This window comes from uncultured Psychrobacter sp. (genome assembly GCF_947500265.1).
GTDB lineage: Bacteria > Pseudomonadota > Gammaproteobacteria > Pseudomonadales > Moraxellaceae > Psychrobacter.
The window spans coordinates 276,575-297,739 of sequence record NZ_CANMRN010000003.1; the positions used below are offsets into that span (position 1 = coordinate 276,575).

Sequence of the window (21,165 nt, forward strand, 5' to 3'; positions counted from 1 at the left end):
CATTGTTGGTTTTATCATTGGTTTTAACGATGGCTAGAATGATGTGCAGATTTTATAGCTTGGCTTTGATAGCTTAATTCTATTACCAATATCTCTATTATCAAACGAACACCAATAATACTAAAAAAGGAATATTTATGTATCAAGCCTTTCAAAAACACCTACAACAAGAAATCAGTGATATACGCGAGGCAGGGCTGTATAAAAACGAGCGCGTTATCACCTCTCCGCAGGATGCACTCATCAAGATTGCCGATGGCCGTGAGATGCTTAACTTCTGTGCCAATAATTACCTTGGATTGTCTGACCATCCTGAGATTAAAAAGGCGGCGATCAAAGCCATTGAAGACTCAGGTTACGGCATGTCATCGGTGCGTTTTATTTGTGGTACGCAAGATTTGCATAAGCAATTAGAGGCAGCAATTTCTAAGTTTTTTAATACTGAAGATACGATTCTTTATGCGGCCTGTTTCGATGCCAATGGTGGTGCCTTTGAGCCACTGCTGACCAGCGAAGATGCCATTATTTCTGATTCGTTAAATCATGCTTCAATCATTGATGGTGTGCGCCTGTGTAAAGCCGCGCGTTATCGCTACGCCAATGCGGATATGCAAGATTTAGAGACTCAATTACAAGCGGCGCAAGCACAGCGTTTTCGTTTGATTGTCACCGATGGTGTGTTTTCAATGGACGGTAACGTAGCGCCAATGGATGAGATCTATGCGGTGGCACAAAAATATGATGCCATGGTGATGATTGACGAATCGCATTCAGCAGGCGTGGTCGGTCGCACTGGTGGTGGCGTGACTGAATTGTTTGATCTACGTGGTGACATTGAGCTGATCACGGGTACTTTAGGCAAGGCGTTTGGCGGTGCTATTGGCGGCTTTACGACAGGTAAAAAAGAAATCATAGAGATGCTGCGTCAACGCTCACGCCCGTATCTGTTTTCCAACTCTATTCCTCCTATGGTGGCTGCCGCTGGGGTAAAAGCGTTTGAGATGCTGTCGCAAGACAATACCTTACAAGACCAATTGCATGAAAATACCGCCTATTTTGTGAAGAAAATGCAAGATGCAGGCTTCGATATCAAGCCTACCGAATCGGCCATTTGTGCAGTGATGCTCTATGACGCCAATGTCTCGCAGCAAATGGCAGACGCACTGCTTGAAGAAGGCATTTATGTGATTGGTTTCTTCTATCCTGTCGTGCCCAAAAATGAGGCTCGCATTCGTGTGCAGCTCTCTGCTGCCCATACTCGCGAGCAGCTCGACCAGTGTATCGCCGCCTTTATCAAAGTCGCCAAGCAAATGAAGGTGATTGATTAAGCGTCGTTCGGTATTTATCTAGGGCGTGTCCTCAATTCAAACGAGTGTTCTCTAAATGGGCTAAAAATAGCTAAATTTTGCCAAACATCGTCAAATAGTTGGTCAATATCTCGATATTATCTGCACTATTTTCCTCGTTTGACGGCAATTTATCTCATTTTTATCACCATTTTTAAAATGAGGACACACCCTAGATTCAATAATTAAATACAGTTAAATAAGAGAAAACTATGAAAGCACTGGTTAAAGCTCATGCCAAAAAAGGCATCTGGATGCAAGACATGCCAGAACCTACGGTCGGCATCAATGACGTTAAAATTAAAATTAAAAAAACTGCCATCTGTGGCACAGACTTGCACATTTATAAGTGGGATGAGTGGTCACAAAAGACCATAAAAACGCCAATGATTATCGGACACGAATACGTCGGTGTCATTAGTGAAATGGGCGATGGCGTCAAGCATCTTGAAATAGGTGACCGAGTCACAGGCGAAGGCCATATCGCTTGCGGGCATTGCCGTAACTGCCGCCGAGGTAAGCTCCATGTGTGCGAAAACACCATCGGCGTGGGCGTTGACCGCGATGGCGCGTTTGCCGAATATTTGGTGATACCTGCCGATAATGTCATCAGACTCGATGAGCGTATCAGCGATGAGATGGCGGCCATTATGGACCCCTTTGGCAACGCTACTCATACCGCATTGTCTTTCCCTGTCCTTGGTGAAGATGTGCTAATCACGGGTGCAGGATTGATTGGTTCGATGGCAACAGCGATTTGCCGATTCGCAGGGGCGCGTAATATTGTGGTCAGCGATATCAGCGATTATCGCCTAGAGCTTGCCAAAAAAATGGGCGCGACGATGACCATTAACCCAGCCAAAGGGGAGACCATCGAAGGCGCCATTGCTGAGTTAAAAATGCACGGCTTTGATATTGGGCTTGAAATGTCAGGCTCGCCTCAGGCATTTGATTCGATGATTAGTAACATGTATAACGGCTCTAAAATTGCGCTCTTGGGCATTTTGCCTAACACTACCACGGTGGATTGGAGCAAGATTATTTTTAAGGCGTTAACCCTAAAAGGCATCTATGGCCGTGAGATGTGGGAGACGTGGTATCAGATGGAGCAAATGCTGATCAGCGGTATTGATTTGACGCCAATCATCACCCATCGCATGCACATCGATGACTTCCAAGAAGGCTTTGATATCATGGAAAGTGGACAATGCGGTAAAGTGATTTTAAGCTGGGATTAATTTTGGCGATTCAGCACTTGATGAGCCATAGTTAGCTTTTAAATTGTCACGACTTATAAAACGGCACCGATTTCAGTGCCGTTTTTTTGGACTTTAAAGAGTGATAAGAAATAGAAGCCCGACTCTGATCCGCTTTCTACTTATGACGCCTGTGTAATAAGAGAGAGTGATAAGGTACGTGAGTTGATTGCTGGGGCTAAGAAAAAGTGTAAAGAGCGGTCAAAGGATTAATAATTATATAACATTATGCTTTAAGTCAAAACTCTGCTTAAAGCATATTTAGTCAACATGAATAAATTCTTCTTTAGCCCCATAAAAACCTATTATAGTTAATAAATTGTACGATTAACCGTCTGTTCGAGCTTTTTTAGAATCACTTATTTCTCAAAAGTCTTCATGCAATCTATAGTAGTACTGGTCAAACTCTTCTATAGTATAGCCTAATTCTGCTATAGAAGAGACTACCTCTTCAACTACATCAAAACTAGGATTACCTACAGTAACCGTAATATAAATTTTTCCTGAATCAAAATTTATACTTTTTATGAACGGGCTAATTGGTTCTAAAGCTTCATGCACATTCACATATAGCTCATCTTTGTCCCTTATTCTATCGAGATAAAACTCTAAAGTACGAGGCTCTCCATAAACACTATAAGCTGAACTGTGTACAGATTTATTTCTCATCATTTGGTTTCTATTGCTTCCACTCATAGAGTTAGAAAGACGACTTACAGATACTTGAAGATCTTTAAGAGTATCTAACACATATCTATCAACAGAAACCGTCTCTTCAGTAATTAAGGGAGCTTTAAAACCACCATAGTTTTTTAAGAAAGTGGAATAATTTTCAGGGTCATTTTCATATGCTTTATAAGTCTTTTTTATTCTATCTTTTAAATTTTCTTTGAAAACTTCAATGTCATGGTATCTTAAGTCTTTTGGATAACTTAGGTGTTCAATTACGGAGGTATCAAAAGAATAAGGTGTTATCTCATCTTTTATAATGATTGTTGGTTTATCGAAAGCTAGACGTAATCCTAGCTCAAACATGACATTTGGATTTCTACCGCTTATATCGCAAACTATCATCGGATTATCATATAAGTTCTGAACAATACGTTTGTGAATAACGCCTATATCATCCGCATCACTCACTAATCTAGCTTCAAAATTAGCTTCTTTAATCGCAGATTCTATTATCCTTTTGACATCTTTCCAATGAGATTCAGGATAACCATCCATACTTGCGATAGGCATTACGATGCCACATTTTTTCGGTGAATTATCGTCTGATTTTTCGTGTGGCTTGTTTTCGATTTGATTCGGTTCAGATTTATTGTCCATTCTAATCTCCAAAGAAAACAATGAGTTCGTAGGGTGCGTCCAGCGCATCAATAACACTAAAATTAAAGTTTAGACTAATTTATCACAAAATTGTCATTCAGAAGCGCTGTTTAGCCCCGACTGTAGCGGTATCCTGCTAATTTGGGTGAGTTGTGATGGCTAGGTTTTGGGGTGGCGACGCGAAGCAAGCGACGACCCAAACCGTAGCCAGCGCCGCGCCCAGACTGGGAGATACAAGCGGAAGGCGGGAAATAGCTCAATTATTTATAAAAAACGTTATATCTTACTCAGCTCTTTTAACGCAGATAGCGCCTGCTCCGCCTTATCATTCGACACAAATATATGGTCATGATAGTAGGCAGCGATCACATTGGCACTGATGCCTTTTGAGGTCAGTTTGGTTGCTATTGCTGCGGTTAGACCTACCGCTTCTAAACTTGAATGCACCGTCAGAGTGATTTGGCGAAACACGCCTTCATAATGCAAACCCGCTTCATCAGCTTTGTCTTTTGTTAACACCAGAGTCAGCCCTTCTGACTCTACAAACGTCGCTATTGGCGCTAGGTTTACGTATTCAGCCAGTTGACCTTTTGCAGTACAAAACACAAATAACTCATCAACCAGTGCTGGCTGCATCGAACTCAATAGCTCATTGATATCTGTAATTCCTGACATTTTATTCTTCCTTATTTTGCCTGATTTTAATCTTTGTTCACCACAATTTTAGCATGGGTGTTCTTACCTATATCCGTGAAAACACGATATAAACACCAACCTTTATTTCCAAACACTCAACTATTAAGCACAAAAAAGGTGAGCCTAAGCCCACCTTCTTATTTTAAAAAACAGCTGTCTAAAACTACAAGCAATTGCTAGAGGCCTGAGTAACGACTAGCGCAACCAAGCTCGGGCGTTACGGAACATACGCATCCATGCGCCGTCCTCGTCCCACTCTTCTGGTTTCCAGCTGTGGTTGTAGGCTTTTAGGTTACGCTCAGGATGCGGCATCATGATAGTGACGCGACCATCAGTGCTACATAGACCCGTGACACCGCCGAGCGAACCGTTTGGATTGAGCGGATAGGTCTCGGTTGGATGACCTTGGCTATCGACATAACGCATCGCAAGCTGACCGTGTTTTGCCATACCGTCGATTTCAGTATTGTCGAGCGTGGCATAGCCTTCACCATGCGCCACAGCGATTGGCAAGATGCTGTCTTGCATGCCTTTGAACAGGATAGACTTGGTACGCTCAATTTTTACGTTGACCGTACGCGCTTCAAAACGAGCCGATTTGTTCGCGATGAAGCGTGGGAAGTTTTCTGCACCTGGAATGAGGTCTTTTAACTGAGCCATCATCTGACAACCGTTACAGACACCTAGTGAGAAGGTATCAGGACGGGCAAAGAAGCGGACAAACTGCATGCGTAGCTCGTCATGGAACAAGATAGAGTTCGCCCAACCAGAGCCTGCGCCGAGTACATCACCATAACTAAAGCCACCACAAGCGACCAGTCCGTCGAAGTCACGTAGGTTGATACGGCCACTGAGTAGATCACTCATGTGTACATCGACCGCTTCAAAGCCCGCTTGGGTAAAGCCTGCTGCCATTTCTGTCTGACCGTTTACGCCTTGCTCACGCAAGATAGCAACTCTTGGTTTATTCTCACGGCTATTTAGATATGGTTCTTCTACTTTTTGATTGAGATCAAAGTTTGGCGCAGCGATCAGACCTTGATGGCTCGCATCAGCGATTAAGTCATACTCTTGCTGTACGCACGCTGGGTTATCACGGCGACGAGCGATTTGATAGCTGACCTGAGTCCACGCTTGCTGCAATTCAGTACGGCTAAAGCGTAAAGTGTCATCACCCATGAGTGTTGGCGTTTGGATAAGTAAGCTGTCTTCTTCCGAGCTTTGACCCACGAGGCTCAGCATGTCAGCAACGTTCAACTCTTCTGCCAATTGCATTAAAGCCGCGACGTTTTCTGGCAATACTTGGATGACTGCACCCAGCTCTTCACTGAACAATTGACCGAGTAAGTTATCATCATTTAATGACAGCTTGATACCCTGACGGCTGGTGAACTGCATTTCTGCGATAGTTGCCAACAGACCGCCATCACCGATATCGTGATAAGCGCTGATGACGCCTTGCGCGTTACCCGCTTGGATAAAGTTAAAGAAGTCGACCAAATCACTTGGCTGCGCTAAATCTGGGCAGTCGTTGCCTAGTTGGCTAAGCGTTTGCGCAAGGATTGAGCCGCCTAGACGCAATTTACCTTTTGACAAGTCAATACGATAGAACGCGCTGTCGCCATTGATTAGCTCAGGGGTTAGCGTTTTTGCGACGTCAACAACAGGGGCAAACGCAGTCACGACCAAGCTCATTGGTGATACAACTGACTTATCTTGATTGTCGCCATTCTCGTTATCTGTCCAGTTAGCACGCATCGATAGCGAGTCTTTACCAACTGGGATAGCGATACCGAGTGCTGGGCATAGCTCTTCACCAACAGCATGGACAGCGTCGAACAATGCAGCATCTTCTACGTCATCACCACACGCGGCCATCCAGTTCGCTGACATCGTGATATCAGACAACTGAGCGATACGCGCACCAGCGATGTTGGTAATCGCTTCACCGACTGCGAGTCGTGCTGAGGCTTTTGGACTGATAAGTGCAACAGGCGTACGCTCACCGACACTCATGGCTTCGCCAGTCATTGGCTGACCATCTAGCGCCACCAAGCCAGAAGCGGTCACCGCGCAATCTGATACAGGCACCTGATAGCGACCCACATACTGATCACGCACGACCATACCTGTGATAGAACGGTCACCAATGCTAATCAAAAATGATTTGCTCGCCACGGTTGGGTGACGCAGTACATCGGTGATTGATTCAGCTAGATTCACATCACCAAGCTCTAATGCTGGTAACGTGCTCTCAGTACGCTCAAAGCTACGCTGCATTTTTGGTGTACCGCCGAGCAGTACTTGCATCGGCATATCGACTGGTTGCTCAGTTAATAGCTCATCATCAACGATTAGCTGACGGATATCCGTCGCCTCACCTAAGATGGCATATGGGCAGCGCTCACGGGCACAGATGGCATCAAACTGATCTTTGCTCTCTGGGCGAATCGCTAGCACATAACGCTCTTGCGCTTCGTTTGACCAGATGGCCATTGGCGACATGCCAGCTTCTAACGATGGAATCTTACGCAAGTTCAGATGCGCGCCCATTTCATGGTCATTGACCAGTTCTGGCATCGCATTAGACAGACCACCTGCCCCTACATCATGTAATGAAACAATTGGGTTGCCGTCTTTACTATTATTGCTTACATCGACATCATCACCAGCGAGTGCCCAGCAGCGATCAAGGACTTCTTGGCAACGACGCTCCATTTCAGCGTTATCGCGCTGAACTGAGGCAAAGTCTAAACCTTCATCAAGGTCACCACTATCGACTGACGATGCGGCACCGCCGCCCAGACCGATTTGCATCGCAGGGCCACCAAGGACGATTAGCAAATCGCCTTTTTTGATGGCATTTTTTTCAATCAGATTGCGTTTGATATTGCCGTAACCACCTGCCAACATGATTGGCTTATGATAGCCGCGCATCTCGCTACCGTCTTTTGCCGTAGAGGTATCTAGCTGAAAACTACGGAAGTAACCGCATAGATTTGGACGACCAAATTCGTTTGAGAAGTTGGCACTGCCTAGTGGCGCTTCGGTCATGATCTCAAGGCTGGTTGCCATACGATCTGGCGTACCATAATCCTGCGTGCTCAATTGACCTGACTGCTCCCACTTTTCGCTAAGCTCTGGGATATGCAAATGTGACACATGGAACCCTGTTAGACCTGCTTTTGGCTTACCGCCGCGACCAGTCGCGCCTTCGTCACGAATCTCACCGCCAGCACCTGTTGCCGCACCCGAATAAGGGGCAATCGCTGTTGGGTGATTGTGCGTCTCAACCTTCATTAAGATATCGATGTTTTCTTGATAAAAGTCGTAAGGGTGGATTGAGTTGGCATCCATCGCGTCAGTTGGAATAGGATAAAAACGCATTCCATCAGACCCTGCCATCACCGCAGCATTGTCTTTGTACGCTGACAAGATACCTTGCGGATTAGACTGGTAAGTGTTTTTAATCATTTGGAACAATGATTTTGGCTGCACTTCACCATCGACTGTCCACTGAGCGTTGAAAATCTTGTGACGGCAATGCTCTGAGTTTGCCTGTGCAAACATCATCAGCTCAACGTCAGTTGGGTTGCGTTTCAACTCATTGACATAGGCATTAATCAGATAGTCGATATCTTCACTCGATAAAGCAAAGCCGAACTCTGTATTGGCAGACTCTAGCGCTGCCTGACCTTGTCCGATCACGTCGATATGATTCAATGATGCTGGCGCTTGATCGTCAAACAATTTGCTCACATCGCTCAAGTCATAAACCAAGCTCTGCGTCATACGGTCAAACAACAATTGCTCAGCGTCTACTGGTAGTTTTTCGCCTGCGTCACCCTCAATCGTTAACGTATAAACAACCACACGCTCAACACGATTGATTTCGATTTCACAGTTATTAAAGATATCTGTCGCTTTACTTGCCCATGGCGATATCGTACCAAAACGTGGCCCAACGATGACTTGTAATTGGTTGTCTTGCGGCGCATTTAGCGTTGCTGACTGGTCAACTGCCAGTAAATCTAGCGCTTTTTTATGTTCATCACCAGATAACTCTCGTGATAGCACATATACTTGCTGTGTACTTATTTGACTGACATTTAGCTCGGTTTTTTGCTGAAACTGACTGATGAGTTGCTGCGTCTGAAAATCGGTAAGAAACGGTTGTCCGGCGATGGTCATCATAAAGGCATAATCCGTAAGATCAAGGCATCTCTGCCATGCTAAGTAAATGGTCTGGGTATTATAACAAGAAGACCTGTAATAAGCAGGTCTAAACCAAGATAAATTGCCGATAAGTTGCGTTCTATCGCGACTTACTATTTGCGAATCGATAATTCAAAAAAGTATCTTTTTAAATCGTTTTTGAATAATTCATCGAAAAATAGAACACTCAAATCATAGAACACTCAAATCTACGCTGTCACAATTTTTACCTAACCTTCATATTCCTTACAAACACTCACATCGCATTACTGGGAACCTATATAAATGTAGGGTGACAAGTCGGTATTCTAGTTTCAGTTGTTAAGGCGACGATGACGTTTAACTTTTATATATATTTAAGGGTTAAATATATCTAGCCTAAAGAAAAATTACTATAAATAATCAACTGTTCAATTCGGCTAATTAAAACAACGCTATATAAGCCCAACTAAAACATCATAAAAAAGGAAATTTATTATGAGTAGACAAGACCATATCGATAAAGTACAAGAACTGGTAAAAGAAGTGAAATTTGCCATGATGACCACTCGTACTCATGAAGGCCATCTACACGCCTGCCCAATGACTACTAGCGAGACAAGCATTGGGGCAAAAGAGATTTGGTTCATTGGTGATAAAACTACTGAAACCATTAAAGATATTGAAAAAGACCCACAAGTGAACTTGGCCTATGTCAGTCAAGATTCAAAAGATTATGTCTCGATCAACGGTAAAGCAGAACTGGTTGAAGACCAAGAGAAGTTAGATGAGCTATGGTCACCAATTTATAATGCGTTTTATGAGCAAGGTAAAGAAGATCCAAACGTTCAGTTAATTAAAGTCGTCCCACATGGTGCCGAGTACTGGTTAAGCGGTAGCTCAGTAGTTAATATGTTTAAGATGACTACTGCTACAGTAATGGACGGCAAAAAAGCGACCAACTTAGGCGAAAACAACTCAGTGACGCTATAATTTATCTGCATTTAAGCAGTAAAAACAAAAACGCCAGTGGCTAATGCGACTGGCGTTTTTTATCGTCTAAGTTTTGAGCTGATTACTTTTGTCTGATGAAACTACCCGCTTTGCTTTAAATAAGGCCAAGCGGCTTTTAGATAAATCATCATCGACCATAGGGTAAGTATCACAGCGGCAACCATTAATACATAACCGATGGTTTCAAGCGACTGCCAGTTAAGCAGTAGTACGGTAATTGCTACCATCTGGAACGTGGTTTTTAATTTGCCAACATAAGATACGGCGACGCTAGTGCTCTTACCTAACTCTGCCATCCATTCGCGTAATGCTGATACTGCGATTTCGCGTGAAATAATGACGATAGCCGCTATCGCCATAATGATATTGGGGTGCCACTGTACAAGAACGATGAGCGCTACAGCTACCATTAACTTATCAGCAACAGGGTCCAAAAATCGACCAAAGGCTGACATGACATTAAGTTTACGAGCAAAATATCCATCAAGCCAATCGGTAATTGCGGCAATAATAAAGACGCCGGTCAATAATAAATGGCGCAACAAACTATCGCTAAACTCGCTCATCCCAACGCGCGCAATGACATTGTCTGAAATCGCAGGCATACCAATACCCATGGCTGGCGGCCAATAAGCAATCGCGACAAATAGCGGAATCATCAAGATACGCGCAATCGTAAGGTTGTTAGGCAAGTTAAAAATACTCTTGGTATTTTGCGAACTTGGCGGTTCTTCCTGCGTATGCAAATGCGTGCTGTCAGTCATGGCAAACCCAGTTTAATATGAACATAATAATGGCAGATAGCTTAGCATTTTTCGGACAAGGCGTCATGCCATCTCTGCAGCGATTAAGTTATCAAAGGTATCAAGATCGACTAGATGCCCTCCTATCGACATAAGGTATTGAAATTATTGGAAGCCTTTATCAATGATTGCATCATAAAGCTCCGCTACTTACTCTAAATATCAGTGCTTCATACAAGTCTTGGCGTCTTTTGGATTTTTACAACGTAATATACTGTAACCAAAATCGCCAGACAGCACTCAATTGCGCTATCATAGCGACTGTACCAGAACACTTGTACACTTAAATCAGTAAATATTAATAGCTAAGTAAATATCTCCACCTATTGTATTGATAATTATTACCCTTATAAATAACAGTAGAGAGCACCAATAATTACAACAACTCTTGACCACGGCCTGTGTAGCTAATACATGACCCGTTTTCCTCAGCCCACAGTACCTCCTCTGTGGGCCTTTTTTTGCCTACGTTTTGCTAAATGTCGAGTTTTTATACTTTCCAAATATCGCTTAAACACTAGCTTTAAAATAAGCCTCAGTTCTAAACAATGCAAAATAATGAGCATGGATATTACGCTTACTGAGTTTGCATGATTGCTTTAACAGTTTGCTGCGCCATTCGATAGCAGCTTTCAATATTACCTTTTGCACACCAGTCACCACTGACGATCCACTGCTTAGTTGCATCGATTAAGATGCCCAACTCTTCAGTATCCTTATTTACAATAGTAGCTGCATAGCGCCAACGATGACAATCTGTTTGGCTAGGTGCGCTGTCTTCATTCCAGTTCAATGCTTGTTTTGCCGCCTGTAATAACTGTTCTTTTACCAACTCAATATCATCATCGACGTGGGATTCTGACCAGTCATTACGTGCATGAATGGTGACACTTGGTAGTAGTTCACCATGAGCAGGCTTTTTATGCTCAATGAATATCCTATCAAGAATAGCGCTATTTAAATAAGCGACATCCCATTGCGGTGCTAGTTGGCCATTTAATGTTTCAGGTAGCTTTTGCACATCATCCCAACCAAGCATCAGCGTATAGCAGGCTTGCATTTGCGGTTTAGTAATTTTGTCTTGTTGAGCAAAACCGCTATCTGCCATTAGCTCTAATGCCTGACCATTTGGCGCTGTGTAAATAACCCAATCAAACCAACCCAGACTGGCTCCAGTTTCGTCAAATAGCTCAGTTTGCTTACTGTTTTGATTAAAAGTTTGATTATGAGTCTGGTTCTGGATCTGATGCTGAGACTGCTGCTGGTTTTGAGACTGCAAATACTGAGCAAGCGGTGCGACACGAGTCTTAAATACTATGGTCGTATGCTTGAGCGCAGCGGCTAATTCACGGCCCCAACTGGTCATTTTCGGTGTGCTAATATAGCGTGCATGCACCGCGTCCCATTGTTCTTTGCTTTGGATATTAGGCGACTGCTCATTGTCACTTTCTGGCGTTAACTCAACCACTTCGGCACACCACGGCTGTAGCAACCCTGTATCTAACCAAGGCGTGATAAATTGTTGAAAGTCAGCAGTTTTCGCAGTAAAAAACTGCGCACCGAATGACCATTGCCAGTTTTTATCAGTTTTACTATCGCTGCGATAGCGGGTCGCTAAACGGCCTACACTACGTGATTTTTCAAAGATAGTGATTTGCGGGGTGTTAGATGACGAGCCTGTCTGGTTTGGCGTGCGCTCTAATAGTGTTGCGGTAAGCAATCCCGTTAGGCCTCCACCGATTATGGCGATTTTTGGGTCAGATAGAACAGTTGAGCACAAAGCATGATCAGTCATGATGGCAGTAGACCTTATAAAGTATTTATGAGTCGCTACTATATTAATTAGTTAGCCTAGTAAGTACCGAGTGGCTCGTCAATTAATCCTCAATTAAAATGGTAGCGATGTTGTCTTGTTAGCATTATTGAACCTTTTAAATGCGCTAATATCAATATCGTCTACGTAAAAAAGCCATGCTATTCTCGATAACATGGCTCTTATTTAACTTTGGTATGCAAATATTAATGGCTAGTATTGAATAACTATCCTTGATACTACAGGTTCGTTATCAGGCTGACTTACTCTCCACGGCCCGCTTTAACTTCTTCGACTAAGTCATTAATTACCGAGCTATCGGCAAGCGTAGATAGATCGCCCAGTCCCACATATTGTCCCGCTGCAAGGTTACGCAAGATACGGCGCATGATTTTTCCTGAGCGCGTTTTTGGTAGTGCATCAACCATATAAATGGCATCTAAAGTCGCAATTGGCCCGATCTCAGCACGCACATGACGTTTTAGTTCTGCTTTTAGATCGTCGGTCTTTTCTTCACCTGACTTTAGAATGATAAATGCACAGATACCTGTACCGCGTATCTCATGCGGCATACCGACAATCGCAGCTTCAGCAGTTGCAGGATGCGCAACCACGGCGCTTTCAATCTCTGCTGTGCCCAAGCGATGCCCTGCCACGTTGAGTACATCGTCGACACGACCAGTAATCCAGTAATGCCCATCTTCGTCACGCTGAGCGCCATCACCTGTAAAATAATGACCCGGATAATCGCTAAAGTAAGTCTTTAAGAAACGTGGATGGTCATTGTAGATAGTACGCATCTGTCCTGGCCAACCGCTACTGATTACCAAGTTGCCTTCTGCAGGGCCTTCTAAAATCGCACCATCACTATCGACGACTTCTGGTTTTACCCCATATAGCGGTGTCATTGCCGCGCCCGGTTTGAGGTCGACCGTACCTGGTATTGGCGCCATCAAGATACCACCAGTCTCGGTCTGCCACCATGTATCGACGATAGGACATTTACCATCACCGACGACATTGTAGTACCAGTCCCACGCTTCTGGGTTGATCGGCTCACCTACCGACCCTAGCAGACGCAAACTAGAACGATCCGACTCTCGAACGAAGGCGTCGCCCTCTTTCATCATCGCACGAATGGCTGTTGGTGCAGTGTATAAAATAGTCACGTCATGCTTATCGATAATATGACCGATACGTGCCCATGTTGGGTGCTCTGGTACACCTTCGAACATTACCGTTGTCGTGCCATTGGCCAATGGTGCATAGGTTGAATACGTGTGACCAGTAATCCAGCCCACATCTGCTGTACACCAATAGACGTCATCTTCTTTGATATCAAAAACATCACGGAACGTTGAGATAGCATAGGTAATATAGCCACCTGTAGTATGCACTACACCTTTTGGCTTACCAGTAGAGCCAGACGTATATAACAAGAATAGCGGGTCTTCGGCGTTCATGACTTCAGGCTCGCAGATCTCTGATTGACCATCGACCAAATTGTGATACCACACATCACGGCGGCCACTCATCGGTATAGAGTTACCCGTACGATGAACGACGATGACTTTTTCGACGCTCTCAGTACCATCCATGTCGAGTGCGTGATCGACATTGGCTTTAAGCGGTGTGTGCTTGCCGCCGCGTAAACCCTCATCAGCTGTGATAACAACTTTTGAGCGACTGTCTATCAAGCGATTGCCCAGACTCTCGGCAGAAAAACCACCAAACACCACTGAATGCACCGCACCGATACGCGCACATGCCAGCATCGCTACCATGGCTTCCGGTATCATTGGCATATATAGTGTTACGCGATCACCTTTTACAACGCCAAGCTTGCGCAATGAATTACCCAAACGGCAGACAGCTTCATGTAACTCTTTAAAAGAAATGATTTTGTGCAGTGAAGGGTGATCACCCTCCCAGATGATAGCAGGCTTATATGGGTTTTCTTCGAGGTGACGGTCGAGACAATTGACTGAGATATTTAGCTCACCATCTTCAAACCATTTGATGCGAAAATCATCTAAGTCATAATTGACGTTACTGACCTTAGTTGGTTTTTTTATCCAATCGATTAGCTCAGCACGCTTCGCCCAAAAAGCATCAATTGCTTCGGCTGATTCGATAGATTGCTGGTAGTCTGTAACGTACTTATCAGGTGTGGTATTGGCAGCAGCCATAAACTCGGCTGAGATAGGAAATGATTTCTGAGTCATAGTGTTGGGTCCCTTTTAATTATTATGACCTACACGGATAAACGTCTATGACGCGCCCCATGTAAGCGATAAGAGTCATCTTCCATAATGTGTGACACTCATCGTTAGTTTGACAAATAAGCGTGACGGTTGCAAGACATCAAAAGCCAAACATAACAATTTCACTGTACATCTGTATGTTTAGGCACAAATAATCTAGTCGCTATAAGGAAGTTGACTCATCACTCTAGTCAATTTCTATTGTTTGTAGCTCATGGCTTACTTTGTATTGAGAAGGGTTTTGGACTTATAAATAACCGTAAACTAGTTAAAATATAAAATTATTACCAAGCCCAAAGCGTATAAACGATACAAGCCATACTTGTGTATGGCTTGCTGCTATTGAAACTTCACTGTACGCCTAGGACGTATCTATTTAAGCTGTGTTACTGTTTTCCACTGACCATTTTGTACTTGTGACAAGTAGATATCATTAATCGCGACATGGCTCTCAGGCGTGATGGCAACTGTAGATCCTGTAACCCCATCGACAAAACTGACAGTCTCAAGACCCTTATTGAAAGTGTCAGCATTTAGGTCAGGACCTGCTGCGGTTAGACCATCAACGGTCACTTTAGCGGCAAGATAACCAAGAATAGCACCTGCTGATACTTCCTCTCCTGTGGCTTTTTCGAACTTTTCAACCCAAGCTTTAGTCTCAGGTTCATTGGCTCTTAGTGCCAAATCATTATAGTAAGACACAGAGTATAGGCCTTCACTTGCGCCGCCTGGTGCCGCTGCAACCGCAGGATGAAAACCTGTTACAGGAGCAATAAATTTCACATCACTCCAGCCCATAGCGTTTGCTGTACCGACTGCCGTGATAGCACCACGGATGGTTAGAGATAAGGCAATAAGCTCACATTTAGCGTCTTTTAACTTGGCCATTGCCCCAGCAAAGTCTGTTTCATCAGGACGGTGGGAGCTGGACTGAACTAACGTGACGTTAGGATTGTTATCGCTGATATCCTTAGCCGCCTCATTGGTCTCTTCACCATAGTCTGATGGGATATACATGACACATAAATTGCTAACTTTGTTCTCGGCAATAAGGTACTCCATACCTAGCTTTATTGAATCATAATAGGTACTACCAGCGGTATAGCGACGATTGAAATCCCCTTCTTCTTGCATAGCCCGAGCAAAAGTGAGTGGCATGATACTAGGAACATTGGCGCGATCCATAATGGGAAAGCTCGCTAAGTTGTGCGGTGTGCCAAGTGACATCAGCATGGCAAACACTTTATCGCGGCTGACCAGTTTATTCGCAGACTGTACGGCCTTTGGTACTTGATAAGAATGGTCCTCGACGATATAGCGAATCTTTCGACCATTGACCCCGCCTGCCGCATTCACCTCATCAAAATACATATTGGCTGCGGCGACTGCAGGATTACCAAATCCAGCAAACGGACCTGATAAATCATTTGCGCCGCCTAAGATAATCTCAGTATCGGTCACACCTTGTACTGGCATATCGCTTGTAGAAGTAGATGTAGCAGCCTCAGTATCAGTGCCCGTCGCTGCGGTCGTTTCTGGATCACTACACCCTACTAGACCCATCGTACCGACTGTGAGTGCTAGTAGCGTGGTCTTGAATGTCCATTTCATTGCCTTTCTCCTTGCGACTCAGTCGCTGTTAGTTTAATGCTCTTGAGATTAATACTTTCGAGGTTGAGACGACTTCAAAAAGCTGAACAGTGCTAAGCTGAACTGTATTAACGGGCTAGATCAGTACATAGAGTCGATGAGAGCATGATGCTTTTTCTCAACCAAGTTTCTTTTCAATTTCATCGTCGCGGTCAATTCGTCATCTTCAGGACTGAGCAGCACATCTATAAGCCTGAATTGCTTTATGGTTTCTACTTGGGCTAGGGTCTCATTAGCAGACTGTACAACGTCATCTATCAAGGCGATGACTTCTGGCGCGTGACACAACGAGCGAAAATCAGAAAACATCACTTGATTGTCTTGCGCATATTTTTCGACGTTTTCTTGATCTATCATGATCAGACAAGTCAAACACTTTCGCTTATCGCCAATGACGACCGCATCTGAGATATAAGGTGAAAATTTAAGTTTGCTTTCAATTGCAGCTGGTGTGACGTTTTTGCCGCCTGCGGTGATAATAATGTCCTTGATACGACCCGTGATAAATATATAACCGTCTCTTATCTCGCCGACATCACCCGTATGTAGCCAGCCATCACGTAAATCCTTAGCGGTTTTTTCTGGTTTATTCCAGTAGCCTGCAAACACGTTAGCCCCTCTTACTAGTATCTCCCCATTGTCGGCGATACGGACTTCAGAATCAGGTAATGCCTTACCTACGCTACCGGCCATCTGTGCTTCAGGGGTATTAACCGATATCACGCCCGCACTTTCGGTCATGCCATAGCCTTCATAGATAGGCACCCCTATCGCATGAAACCAGCGGATAATATCTAGCGAGATGGGCGCGGCACCCGTAGTGGCACGGCGAATATTACTCATGCCTATCAGGTCACGAATTTTGTATAGCACCAGTCGATTCCAAAACTCGTAACGCAGTCGTTGACCTGTCGTAGGAGTATTGCCTGCCATCACGATATCAGCATAGTCATGACCTGCTTTGATGGCTTGATCAAATGCCCAGCCATTGAGTGCACTGGCGTCGCTACGCATGTTACTGATGGAGGCGTACATTTTTTCCCATAGTCTGGGTACAGCGGTAAAGGTATCAGGTGAGACTTCTTTCATATTCTCAAATACCGTTTCTGTGCTCTCAGCAAAATTGACGATACAACCTCGATGGATAGGCAGATCTACTGACGTTAAACGTTCGAGTACATGACATAAGGGCAGAAAGCAGAGCTGCTCATCAGTAGGCAATATAGGAAGAATATCAATGCTTGTTTTTAGCTCAAAGAGGACATTGGCATGCGTTAAAATAGCGCCTTTTGGATTGCCTGTCGTACCAGAGGTATAGATTAAAGTGCGTATGTCATTAGGTGTGCCTTGATCGATATAATCACTAAAACGCTCTCTTGCGTTATCAACACTTCGACCAATCGTATATAGCTCATCAAGGAAAACAACCTGAGCATCCTCTAGGCCACGCAAACCTTTACGGTTAAGGACAATGACTTTTTTGACACGTGGCGTCTGCTCACGAATCTCTAAAAACTTATGCAATTGCTCATCGTTTTCTACAATCAGAAACTTTGAGTGGCTGTCATTTAGTATATAAGCAAGCTGATCAGGACTGTCTGTCGTATAGACACCGTTGGGTATCCCGCCTACGCCGCAGACGCCCATATCAAAATAAAGCCATTCTTTATTATCTTCACTCAAAATAGAAACAGTCTGGCCTTTGCTCAGACCAAGCTCGACGAGTGCCATGCCGATATCGCAGCTATGATGATAATAGTCTAGCCAACTATAACTCTGCCAAATACCAAAGCTCTTTTCTCGATGCGCAATCCTATCACCTCGGCTCAAGCAAACCTGTCGCCAAAGTTTGCTCAACGTATCGCACCCTTCTAGAATTTGAGGTGCATGATCGAAAGGCGCATTGTGGATCTTTCGACCCGTATCGTAATCATGACTTTCAGAGCGATCGTGAGACGATACTGGTGCGGCAGATGTTACTTTCGTGACCGTAGCATCCGCGGGAGAAAGTGAAGTATTGTTTTTAGTATTAACATCAATATCAATGGAGGTCGTCATGATTATTATCGCCAAGTCTTTTTGCGTTTCCACCGAGTGGCTTCCGCAGTGTTATCTTTGGTTTGTCCCAAATAGAACTCTTTAATATCATCAGAGTGCATGAGTTTGTCCGCTGAGCCTGCCATGACAATACGCCCTGTTTCTAACACATAACCGTAATCCGCTGCTGACAAGGCAACTCTGGCGTTTTGTTCAACCAGTAGAATCGTGACGCCTTGTTCTTTATTTAATCGTCGAATAATGGCAAATATCTCTTGTACTAATAGTGGAGACAGTCCAAGAGACGGCTCATCGAGTAGCATAAGAGAGGGTCGTGACATTAGCCCTCGACCGATAGCGAGCATCTGCTGCTGACCACCAGACATCGTGCCCGCTGCTTGTGTACGGCGATCTTTTAGAATAGGAAAGTACTCATATATCATCTCAACATCACGCTGTATCTCAGACTTGTCACGCCGAGTATAAGCGCCCATCGCTAAGTTTTCGGCGACATTCAAAAAAGGAAATACCTCGCGTCCCTCGGGTACATGCGACAGTCCTTTTTTGACCAAGCGATCAGGCTCAGTACCATCGATACGCTCTCCGTGGAACCATACTGCGCCCTTGCGAGGATTGATGACACCCGAGATGGTCTTCATTAGCGTCGTCTTACCTGCACCATTCGCGCCCAAAATCGTGACCACTTTGCCTTCGGGAACCTCTAGACTCACGCCTCTCAATGCCATCACTGGACCATAAGCGGATTCTAGATTTCGCACCTCTAGCACGTTATTCTTTACTTCAGAGTCGACCAAATTCATTTCAGTAGCTGGCGCGGCAGAGGATAGTGATTTTTTGATAGATGACATTACACACTCTCCTGTCCAAGATAGGCTTCAATAACCTGTGGATTGGCTTGCACCTCAGCTGCCGTGCCCTGAGCCAAAAACTTACCTTCAGCGACGGCCAATACTCGATCTGATACGCGATTCACAAGACTCATGTCATGCTCTACCATCAAGATAGTCAAGCCAAGATCCTTTTGCATATCTTCAATCCACCACGCCATCTCGGATGTTTCCTCCACGCTAAGACCAGAGGCAGGCTCATCGAGCAAAATAAGCTTTGGATTAGCGGCTAATGCGCGAGCAATCTCGACCACTTTTCTAATACCATAAGGCAGACCTGCAATGAGTTTATCTCGATAAGGCGCTAACTCTAAAAAATCGATAATTTTCTCAACTTGCAAACGATGCTCGCGCTCGCTACGGCGCACCTTTGGTAAAAACAGCAAGTCCTGTATCCATGACGTATTGCGCTGCGAATGGCGACCGATAAGTAGATTTTGAAGCACGCTTGAGTGATCAAACAACTCGATGTTTTGAAACGTACGGGCAATACCCAGTTTTGCGATATCATGAGCAGGTAGCTTGGTAATATCAGTGTCATCAAAGGTAATACGACCACTAAGCGGCTCGTACAAGCGACTGATTAAGTTAAAAATCGTGGATTTACCAGCCCCATTAGGTCCTACGATAGTAAATACCTCGCCCTCGTTTACCTCAAAGCTAATATTATCAACGGCTTTTACACCACCGAACGCGATAGATAAGGAGTCAACTTTTAATAAGCTCATCGCATACGCTCCGTTTTAAGATAAGTTTTAGAACGGCGAAACAGTCCTTTTCGATATAACGGAAACATCTGAAACCAAGTCCGTATCTTTATCCAAATGCCGTATATACCGCGTGGCTCATAGATGATCATGATGACAATGACTAAGGCAAACAGCGCCGTATCAATACCAGGAATACTGGTGATACTAGAGCCCGCACCTTGACCAACCATATCGCCTAAGATAGCAATCACTTGTGGCAATAAGACAACGACGACAGCACCAAAAAACGCACCATGTATGGAGCCCAAACCGCCGATGACAATTTGCAGTAGGATGGTGATAGAGATGATAACGGTGAAGCTCTCATAATTGACCGCTTGCACAAAATGCCCATACATAGCGCCGCCCACGGCGGTAATTGCACAAGATATGCTGAACGCTAGTGTTTTGGCTTGCGGTACATTGACGCCAAGCGCACGGGCGGATACTTCACTGTCTCTGATGGCTAAGAACGATCGTCCAGTGCCGCTTCTGAGTAAGTTGATATACCCTAAGGTAACCAACACCACGAGTGCGAGGCATAAGTAATAAAAGGCCTTTGGCGTGATGTAGCGATCGATGGTGTAGCCAAACAGATTGATAGGAGAGGCAAAGGTGCCAGAGATTCCGCCCGTAATAGGCTCAGCCACGATAGCGATGTCCTCAACGATAATACTAAGTGCTAAGGTTGCGATGGCTAAATAGATACCGCTAGTTCGTAGGATAGGTCTGGCAATAATCGCACCGATAACCCCAGTGATCAGTGCACAGGCAATCAAAGCAGGGAAAAAATTCCACCCTCGAGCCATCAGTGCCATATGGCTAAATGCCCCTATTGCCATAAAGGCGGCATGCCCTAAGCTGACCTGTCCGGTATGCCCCGTCAAGAGCATCAGACCGAGTCCAGAGATAGACCAAATCAATATAGCGCTAAGCTCACTGATGTAATAGTTGCTCAACAACCAAGGCGCCATCAGTAATAGCAAGAGAAGCACGCCATATTTTATAAGTTGGCTTTTGTCATCGAAGATATTGATATCTTGATCATAGTTGTGTTTAAACTGAGCTTTCATGGGCAGTACTCATCCTTGAAAAGATTTGGAGGC

14 protein-coding genes are annotated in these 21,165 nt (G+C 44.5%); 3 read left to right on the forward strand and 11 right to left on the reverse strand.

The genetic code is table 11. The annotated features are described in order from the left end of the window. The first annotated feature begins 137 nt into the window (after window positions 1–137). Both kbl and tdh read left to right on the forward strand, forming a co-directional pair. A complete protein-coding gene (gene kbl / locus Q0788_RS06085) occupies window positions 138–1,328 on the forward strand; it encodes a glycine C-acetyltransferase (protein WP_298808749.1) in 1,191 nt (396 codons plus the stop codon). A 230-nt stretch (window positions 1,329–1,558) separates the two neighbouring features. Beyond that, on the forward strand, window positions 1,559–2,584 hold the full coding sequence (gene tdh, locus Q0788_RS06090) for an L-threonine 3-dehydrogenase (RefSeq protein WP_298808751.1): 1,026 nt from the start codon (window positions 1,559–1,561) through the stop codon (window positions 2,582–2,584). Between the two features lie 384 nt (window positions 2,585–2,968). Here tdh and Q0788_RS06095 read toward each other — a convergent pair whose 3' ends face one another. From Q0788_RS06095 to purL, 3 genes are all read right to left on the reverse strand, one after another. Next, window positions 2,969–3,931, reverse strand: coding sequence for a hypothetical protein (locus tag Q0788_RS06095; RefSeq protein ID WP_298808753.1), 963 nt, complete (start codon window positions 3,929–3,931; stop codon window positions 2,969–2,971). Window positions 3,932–4,207: 276 nt separating this feature from the next. After that, the gene (locus Q0788_RS06100) at window positions 4,208–4,606 is read right to left on the reverse strand and encodes an ACT domain-containing protein (protein ID WP_298808755.1); all 399 of its coding nucleotides are present in this window, start codon (window positions 4,604–4,606) and stop codon (window positions 4,208–4,210) included. A 216-nt stretch (window positions 4,607–4,822) separates the two neighbouring features. Further along, window positions 4,823–8,821, reverse strand: coding sequence for a phosphoribosylformylglycinamidine synthase (purL, locus tag Q0788_RS06105; protein WP_298808757.1), 3,999 nt, complete (start codon window positions 8,819–8,821; stop codon window positions 4,823–4,825). Between the two features lie 498 nt (window positions 8,822–9,319). Between purL and Q0788_RS06110 the strand changes: the two genes are divergently transcribed. Then, a complete protein-coding gene (locus Q0788_RS06110) occupies window positions 9,320–9,814 on the forward strand; it encodes a pyridoxamine 5'-phosphate oxidase family protein (protein WP_298808759.1) in 495 nt (164 codons plus the stop codon). Between the two features lie 101 nt (window positions 9,815–9,915). On the opposite strand, the gene pgsA is transcribed toward Q0788_RS06110, so the two are convergent. The 8 genes from pgsA to Q0788_RS06150 all read right to left on the reverse strand — a co-directional run bounded on the left by pgsA (window position 9,916) and on the right by Q0788_RS06150 (window position 21,132). Further along, window positions 9,916–10,599, reverse strand: a complete 684-nt coding sequence (gene pgsA / locus Q0788_RS06115) for a CDP-diacylglycerol--glycerol-3-phosphate 3-phosphatidyltransferase (RefSeq protein ID WP_057758088.1) — start codon at window positions 10,597–10,599, stop codon at window positions 9,916–9,918. A gap of 616 nt (window positions 10,600–11,215) precedes the next feature. Then, on the reverse strand, window positions 11,216–12,433 hold the full coding sequence (locus Q0788_RS06120) for an NAD(P)-binding protein (RefSeq protein WP_298808761.1): 1,218 nt from the start codon (window positions 12,431–12,433) through the stop codon (window positions 11,216–11,218). A gap of 281 nt (window positions 12,434–12,714) precedes the next feature. Further along, the gene (gene acs / locus Q0788_RS06125; protein ID WP_298808764.1) at window positions 12,715–14,676 is read right to left on the reverse strand and encodes an acetate--CoA ligase; all 1,962 of its coding nucleotides are present in this window, start codon (window positions 14,674–14,676) and stop codon (window positions 12,715–12,717) included. Between the two features lie 411 nt (window positions 14,677–15,087). Beyond that, a complete protein-coding gene (locus tag Q0788_RS06130; RefSeq protein ID WP_057758082.1) occupies window positions 15,088–16,326 on the reverse strand; it encodes an ABC transporter substrate-binding protein in 1,239 nt (412 codons plus the stop codon). 120 nt (window positions 16,327–16,446) lie between these two features. Further along, complete coding sequence (locus tag Q0788_RS06135; RefSeq protein ID WP_298808767.1) at window positions 16,447–18,423, reverse strand: long-chain fatty acid--CoA ligase; 1,977 nt, start codon at window positions 18,421–18,423, stop codon at window positions 16,447–16,449. 5 nt (window positions 18,424–18,428) lie between these two features. Further along, window positions 18,429–19,223 (reverse strand): ABC transporter ATP-binding protein, encoded by a 795-nt coding sequence (locus Q0788_RS06140; RefSeq protein ID WP_367179715.1) that lies wholly within the window; start codon window positions 19,221–19,223, stop codon window positions 18,429–18,431. Between the two features lie 47 nt (window positions 19,224–19,270). Beyond that, window positions 19,271–20,038: an ABC transporter ATP-binding protein gene (locus Q0788_RS06145; RefSeq protein ID WP_201548964.1), complete on the reverse strand. Its 768-nt coding sequence runs from the start codon at window positions 20,036–20,038 to the stop codon at window positions 19,271–19,273. Continuing rightward, on the reverse strand, window positions 20,035–21,132 hold the full coding sequence (locus tag Q0788_RS06150) for a branched-chain amino acid ABC transporter permease (RefSeq protein ID WP_298808775.1): 1,098 nt from the start codon (window positions 21,130–21,132) through the stop codon (window positions 20,035–20,037). Before Q0788_RS06150 ends, Q0788_RS06145 begins: the two co-directional genes overlap by 4 nt. Window positions 21,133–21,165 lie beyond the last annotated feature (33 nt).